This window comes from Kitasatospora sp. NPDC048286 (assembly GCF_043201735.1).
Classification (GTDB): Bacteria; Actinomycetota; Actinomycetes; order Streptomycetales; family Streptomycetaceae; genus Kitasatospora.
Window position 1 is genome coordinate 134,893 of sequence record NZ_JBICZE010000006.1, and the last position, 7,026, is coordinate 141,918.

3 protein-coding genes, 1 tRNA gene and 1 pseudogene are annotated in these 7,026 nt (G+C 75.4%); 2 read left to right on the forward strand and 3 right to left on the reverse strand.

What is annotated here, in order from left to right:
* Positions 1–13: 13 nt before the first annotated feature.
* Entirely contained in the window at positions 14–2,755 is a 2,742-nt protein-coding gene (locus ACGF13_RS16065) for a SpoIIE family protein phosphatase (RefSeq protein WP_392874612.1), read from the reverse strand.
* 89 nt (positions 2,756–2,844) lie between these two features.
* On the opposite strand from ACGF13_RS16065, the gene ACGF13_RS16070 reads away from it, so the two are divergent.
* Positions 2,845–3,657, forward strand: a complete 813-nt coding sequence (locus ACGF13_RS16070; protein WP_392874615.1) for a TrmH family RNA methyltransferase — start codon at positions 2,845–2,847, stop codon at positions 3,655–3,657.
* A 1,091-nt stretch (positions 3,658–4,748) separates the two neighbouring features.
* Here the strand turns inward: ACGF13_RS16070 and ACGF13_RS16075 are convergent.
* Positions 4,749–6,023 (reverse strand): annotated as a pseudogene (locus ACGF13_RS16075) (serine/threonine-protein kinase); the annotation flags it as partial.
* Positions 6,024–6,429: 406 nt separating this feature from the next.
* Between ACGF13_RS16075 and ACGF13_RS16080 the strand changes: the two are divergent.
* A complete protein-coding gene (locus ACGF13_RS16080; RefSeq protein WP_392874617.1) occupies positions 6,430–6,630 on the forward strand; it encodes a hypothetical protein in 201 nt (66 codons plus the stop codon).
* A 306-nt stretch (positions 6,631–6,936) separates the two neighbouring features.
* On the opposite strand, the gene ACGF13_RS16085 is transcribed toward ACGF13_RS16080, so the two are convergent.
* A tRNA-Val gene (locus tag ACGF13_RS16085) sits at positions 6,937–7,008 on the reverse strand.
* Positions 7,009–7,026: the final 18 nt, after the last annotated feature.

Here is a 7,026-nt window from a genome sequence, read left to right on the forward strand (position 1 = left end):
CCCGACCGACTTCCTACTCCAGCGGTTGCTCCGTCCAGATGACCTTCCCGGTCGCCGTGTAGCGCGTCCCCCAGCGGTCCGCGAACTGCGCGACCAGGAACAGCCCGCGCCCGCCCTCGTCCTCGGTCGCCGCGTACCGCAGGTGCGGCGAGGTGCTGCTGCCGTCCGACACCTCGCAGATCAGCGAACGGTCCCGCAGCAGCCGCACCCGGATCGGCCCGGCGCCGTACCGGATCGCGTTGGTCACCAGCTCGCTCAGGATCAGCTCGGTGACGAACGCCGCCTCCTCCAGCCCCCACGCCGTCAGCCGCTCCGCCACCGCGGCCCGGACCCGGCCCACCGCGGCCGGGTCGGAGGGCACCTCCCACTGCGCCACGTGGTCCGGCGCCAGCACCCTGGTCCGGGCCACCAGCAGCGCGATGTCGTCCTGCTGGTGCGCCGGCAGCAGCGCCGCCAGCACGTCCGCGCAGGTCTGGTCCGGGGAGTGCGGCGGCCCGGCCAGCACCGCCCGCAGCAGCTCCAGCCCCTCGTCGATGTCCCGCTCCCGGTCCTCCACCAGCCCGTCCGTGTACAGCACCAGCCGACTGCCCTCGGCCAGCTCCAGCTCCGCGGTCTCGAACGGCAGCACCGCCAGACCCAGCGGCGGCCCGGTCGGCAGCTCCGGGAACACCACCCGGCCCTGCGGGTCCACCACGGCCGGCGGCGGGTGCCCGGCGCTGGCCAGCGTGCAGCGCCGCGACACCGGGTCGTAGATCGCGTACAGGCAGGTCGCCCCGGCCAGCTCCGCGCGCTCGCCGCCCGCCGCCTCGTCCTGGTCGATCCGGTTCACCAGCTCGTCCAGGTGCCCCAACAGCTCGTCCGGCGGCAGGTCCAGGGTCGAGAAGTTGTGGATCGCCGTGCGCAGCCGGCCCATCGTCGCCGCCGCGTGCAGCCCGTGCCCCACCACGTCCCCGACCACCAGCGCCACCCGCGCGCCCGGCAGCGGGATCACGTCGAACCAGTCGCCGCCCACCCCGGCCTGGGCCGGCAGGTAGCGGTGCGCCACCTCCAGCGCCGACTGCTCCGGCAGGGTTCGGGGCAGCAGGCTGTGCTGGAGCGTCACCGCCATGGTGTGCTCCCGGGTGTAGCGGCGGGCGTTGTCGATGCACACCGCGGCGTGCGCCACCAGCTCCTCGGCCAGCGCCAGGTCCTCCGCCTCGAACGGCTCCGTCCGCTGAGCCCGCCAGAACCGGACCACCCCCAGCAGCACCCCGCGCGCCCGCAGCGGCACCCGCACCAGCGAGTGCACCCCGTACGCCAGCACCTGCGCCGACCCCTCCGGGTCCTGCTCCCGCCACTGGCCGGCGTCCGTCAGGTGCGGCTCGACGGCCGGCTCCCCGCTGTGCAGCGCCACCGCCAGCGGGGTCGAGGGCACCACGTCCAGCACCGTGCCGACCGGATAGAACGGCGCGTCGTCCTCGACTCCCGCCACCGCGACCCGGCGCATCCGCCCCAGGGAGGGGCCCGGCGGTGGCTCCTCGCCGGTCAGCACCTGGTCCGCCAGGTCCACCGTGACGAAGTCCGCGAACCGCGGCACCGTGACCTGCGCCAGCTCCTGCGCCGTCCGCGTCACGTCCAACGTGCTGCCCACCGTGACCCCGGCGTCGTACAGCAGCCGCAGCCGCCGCTGGGCGCGCTCGGCCCGGCCGGACAGCGCCGCCAGCTCGGTGGAGTCGCGCAGCGTGGCGACGCAGCCGGGCGGACCGCCGGGCCGGTCGATCAGCCGGACGTTCACCGCCAGCAGCCGCTCCCCGGACAGCACCACCTGGTCGGTCACCGGGCGCCCGGCGGTCAGCAGCTCCAGCGGCGCCTGCTCCAGGCCCAGCTCGCTCACCGGGCGGCCCTCGGCGTCCGGCGGCAGGTCCAGCAGCCGGCGCGCCTCGTCGTTGCAGAGCAGCAGCCGCCCGTCCCCGCCGACGATCATCACGCCCTCGCGCACGGCGTGCAGCACCGCCGCGTGGTGCTCGTACATCCGGGTCATCTCGACCGGGCCCAGCCCGTGCGTCTGGCGCCGCAGCCGCCGGCTGATCAGCGCCGTCCCGAGCGTGGCCAGCCCCACCGCGGCCGCCGCCGCGCCCAGCACCACAGGCAGCTGCCGCTCGCTGGCGCTGCTGATGTTCCTCAGCGTGACGCCCGCCGAGACCATCCCGACCACCGAGCCGTCCGGCGCGTGCACCGGGACCACCGCCCGTACCAGCTGGCCGAGGGTGCCCGCGACGTTCTGGGTCACCACCTGCCCGTGCAGCGCGGGCTCGTAGACGCCGGTGAACTTCTGGCCGATCCGGGCCGGGTTCGGGTGGGTGTAGCGGATGCCCTGGTCGTTCAGCACGACGATGAAGTCCACCCCCGAGGCGACCCGCGCGGCCTCCGCGCTCGGTTGCAGGAGGGCCGTCGGGTTCGGGGAGCGCAACGCGTCGACGATGCCCGGGGAGTTGGCGAAGGTCTGGGCCACCGCCACCGAACGGTTGCGCGCCTCGTGATCGGCGTCGTTGCGCGACTGCACCACCAGCGCCACCGCGGCCGCCGCCACCAGCAGCAGCACGACCACGACCTGGAGCGCGAACACCTGTCCCGCCACCGACCGGCGCCACACCGGCCACCGCGGCTTCGCGCGCGCCAGCTGTGGCCGACCGTGTGGGCCCCCACCGGGGGAGCCGGCGGAGTCAGCGGCACCAGAGGCCGACGAAGCCCAGGATCGGCCCGGATTTCGGGCCATACGGTCATGTTTGCACTACGACCAGCCGGGGACCACCCCGCTCCCTCGGCCGTTTGGCCTTCCCCGCCCGGGCTTGGCAAGATCGCAGGGTGTCCGAACCCCGCACCATCACCGACCCCGCCGACCCCCGCCTCGCCGACTACGCCGGCCTCACCGACGTCGAGCTGCGCCGCCGCCGTGAACCCGCCGAGGGCCTCTTCATCGCCGAGGGGGAGAAGGTCATCCGCCGCGCCCTCGCCGCCGGCTACCGGATGCGGTCGATGCTGCTCACCCCCAAGTGGCTGGAGGTGATGGGCGACGTCATCGCCGAGGCCGACGCCCCCGTCCACGTGGTCGAGCCCGCCCTCGCCGAAGCCGTCACCGGCTACCACGTGCACCGCGGCGCCCTCGCCTCGATGGAGCGCAAGCCCCTCCCCGACGCCGCCGAGGTGCTAGCCGGGGCCCGCCGGGTCGCCGTGCTGGAGGGCCTGGTCGACCACACCAACCTCGGCGCCATCTTCCGCAGCGCCGCCGCCCTCGGCATGGACGCCGTCCTGCTCTCGCCCGACTGCGCGGACCCGCTCTACCGGCGCGCCGTCAAGGTCTCCATGGGAGCCGTCTTCGCGGTCCCGTACGCCCGCCTGGACCCCTGGCCCGCCGCCCTCGACACCGTCCGCGAGGCCGGCTTCACCCTGCTCGCCCTCACCCCCGCCGACACCGCCGTCGACCTCCACACCCTCACCCCGCACAGCCTCCCCAAGGCCGCCCTCATGCTCGGCGCCGAGGGCGACGGCCTCACCCCCCGCGCCATCGCGGCGGCCCACCACCCCGTCCGCATCCCCATGGCCCACGGCATCGACTCCCTCAACGTCGGCGCCGCCGCAGCCGTGGCCTTCTACGCCGTCACCACCCCCACCCCCTGACCCCGCCCCCGCGCATGAGAAGTCGGCCCGTCCGACTTCTCGTGCGCGCGCCTTTTCCCCATCCCGCCCGGAGCCCTCCCACCGCGCGAGAAGTCGAGCCGGCCACGTACCCGGCGCCCGCCGCAGCGCCCCTCGGCACGGCCCCGCCCCAGAAGTCGGCGCGCGCCTTCCCCTTCCCACCCGGCGCCCGCCTCCACAGGGCTCTCCCGCCGCGTGCTGCTCGGGCCCCGGTAGGGGCTCTTGCTGCGCGAGAAGTCGACTGGGCCGACTTTTCGTGAGTGCGGCCTTGCCGGGGCCATGTACTGGGGCGCCTGGCTGTGGTGGTTCTCGGGGCGGCCGGCACCGGAAGTCGGCCTGGTCGACTTCTGGCGCGCTCTACCCGCCGTGCCCTCGCCGCCAGATGTCGGCCGGCCCGGCTTCTCGTGACGCGGGCGTCAGCCGATGGGGGAGGTGGGTGGGGCCGGTGCGGCGGCGGGGGGAGGGGTCGTGGCGCCGGGCCAGGATTCGTCGAGGGTGCCGTCGGGGCGGACGGCGTAGCGGGTGGAGGTGACGGTGCCGGTGGCGGCCGCGCGCTCCTCGCGGACGACCGTGCTGCTGTCCAGCCGCCAGGTGGCCGCCGCCTGCGGGTCCGCCACCGAGGTGCGGGAGGTGACAGCGACGGGGGTGTCCCCGGTGAAGGTGTAGAGCTGGACGAGGTCGACCGAGGTGGAGCCCTCCGCCCGCCGCAGGACGACCACCGCGGCCGGCAGGCCCTTGTACCGGGCCGGCAGCACCGCGCTCAGCGCGACCTGCGGCCCGGCCCCGACGGAGTGCCCGTTCTGCAGCGCGATGGCCGGCCCGCCGGCTCCGTCGGGGTAGCTGCGGTTGGGCCAGTCGACCGCCGGTACCGGTGCCTGCGGCGGCGTCAGACCGGCGTCGGCACCTGCGCGCGCCGCGGCCGGGAGCGGCGCGGTCGCGGCCGGCGGTGCGACGTCCGCCGAGGTCCCCGGCACCGCCTGCTCGCCGCCGGAGCCCGTGGTCGCCACCACCCCGGTCGCCGGCCGCACGCTCCGGTTGTCCCGGTTCTCGCACCCCTGAGCCGCGGCGATGGCCAGCGCCACTCCGATGGTCACCGTGACGAAGACGACCAGCCGCTGCCGGAGCAGCCGCTGCCGGGCGGTGCCGGGCCGTCCGCCGGGGGCGGGGGTGTGCTGGCGGTCCCGGGGGCGTGCCCGGTCGCGGGGGCCGGGCCCGGGGCCGGGGCGGGCCGGCGGCGGGGTCTGCGGACGGTCCGGACGCTCCCGCAACGGGCGGGTCACCGGTGTCGGCTCGGGCCGGGGGGCGGGTGCGGTCGGCCCCTGCTGCGGGCGGCGCCCGGCGGATCCGGCCGCCTGTGCGCCGGGGCGGCCCGCCGCCGCCCTGGCCCGTGCCGCGGCGGGCGGCTCGGGGGAGCGTCCGGGGGCAGGTACTCCCTGACGGCCGTTCTCCTGCCGGGCCGGAGCCGGAGCCGGAGCCGGTGCGGCCGCGCCCCGCCCGGGCCGCGGCGCGCGGGTGCTGCCGCCCGCCGCTCCGCGCGCCGCCAGCTCGCTGAGCCGCTCGTGCAGCGCGGCGGCCCCGGGCCGCTCGGCGGGCTCCTTGGCCAGGCAGGCGCGGATCAGCGGCGCCAGTTGCGGTGGTACGGCCGAGAGGTCGGGCTCCTCGTGGACGACCCGGTACAGCATCACTTCGGAGGACGCCCCGGAGCCGAACGGGGTGTCCCCGGTGAGGGCGTACGCGAGGGTGGCGCCGAAGGCGAACACGTCGGTGGCGGGCGTGACGGCGGCTCCGCGCACCTGCTCGGGCGCGAGGAAGCCGGGGGAGCCGACCGCGGTGCCGACGTGGGTGAGCGTGCTGGCGCCGCGCGACCAGGCGATGCCGAAGTCGATGATCCGCGGGCCCCGGGGCGAGAGCAGGATGTTGGAGGGCTTGAGGTCCCGGTGGACCACGCCGGCCTCGTGCACCTTGACCAGTCCGTCGGCCAGTGCGGCCCCGATCCGGGCCGCCTCGGGCCAGCTCAGCGGGCCTTCGTCGCCGACCCGCTTGTAGAGCGAGGGCCCCGGCACGTACGCGGTGGCCAGCCAGGGGCGTTCGGTCTCGATGTCCGAGCCGACCACGCGCGCGGTGCAGCCGCCCCGGATCCGGGAGGCGGCGGCGATCTCGCGGGCGAAGCGGGTGCGGAACTCCTGGTCCTCGGCGAGCTCGGCGCGGATCAGCTTGAGGGCGACGCGCTGCCCGCGACGGTCGGACCCGAGGTAGACCACGCCCATGCCGCCGGCGCCCAGTCGCCGGTGCAGGCGGTACGGCCCGACGATGCGGGGGTCCTCACGCCTCAGCCGCATCATCGCCATGTTTCGTTCCCCGTCAGCCGGTGGGTGAGGCCCCGTCGGTTGGGCCATCGTCAGTTCCTGTCTGGCACAGCTTACGGACTGCCCGCTGCGGTGTGCTGATACGCAACACCTGAAGCCACCGTGCGATTGTCCGATCTTGCGCTGACCTGCAGGTCGCAGGGGTGTCGAAGCGCTTCTCGGGGTTCCCCCTCAGGGTTCCCTCGGGGGTCGGATGAGCCTTCCGTCCCCCTGCGGTAGTAGGTCCCGAGTCTGATCGTCATCCTCCCGGACGTCCGAGGAACAGTACGACGGCATGACGCCCTGAGGACCCCCCGACCAATAGCGTTGTGCTCAGCGGTGGACGGGGAGCTCGTCCCCCGAGGTAAGCCGTCCACCGCGCCAACTCGACCGGATCAGGAGCAAGGACATGCCACCGCAGCTCACGGGAACCCCCCGCCGCCGTCGGCCGGCCTTCGTCCAGTCCCGGTCCGCCGAGCAGCCCACGCGGCACCCCGCCGTGGCGCTGGCCATGGCCCTGCCGTGCGCCGTGCTCCTGGTGCTGCTCTTCGGCGGGTGGGAGCAGATGGCGAGCCAGGCCCAGGCCGTCGCCGATCTGATCGCCCGCTGAGCAGGAAGAAGGACACCGGCCTCGAGGCCGGTCGAAGACGGGCACCGAACCCCTGGGGACGGGGAGCGGTGCCGCCGGGGAGGCCGCGGCCGCGATGACACGCGGACGGGCGAGGAGCGGTGCGCAGAGCGCCCCGGCAGGCGGAGATGCCGCGTGCGGACGTCGGTGAGGGCGTCCGCACGCGGCTCTTCTCTTTTCTTTCCCCGACGCTCCCCGGCACACGGCACGGCGGCGGGGCAGGGCCGCAGACAGACGACAAACGGCCGGGGCCGCGACCCTGACGGATCGCGGCCCCGGCCGTTACTGTGCGCGATACTGGGATTGAACCAGTGACCCCTACCGTGTCAAGGTAGTGCTCTCCCGCTGAGCTAATCGCGCCTGATGTGGCGGTCCTGC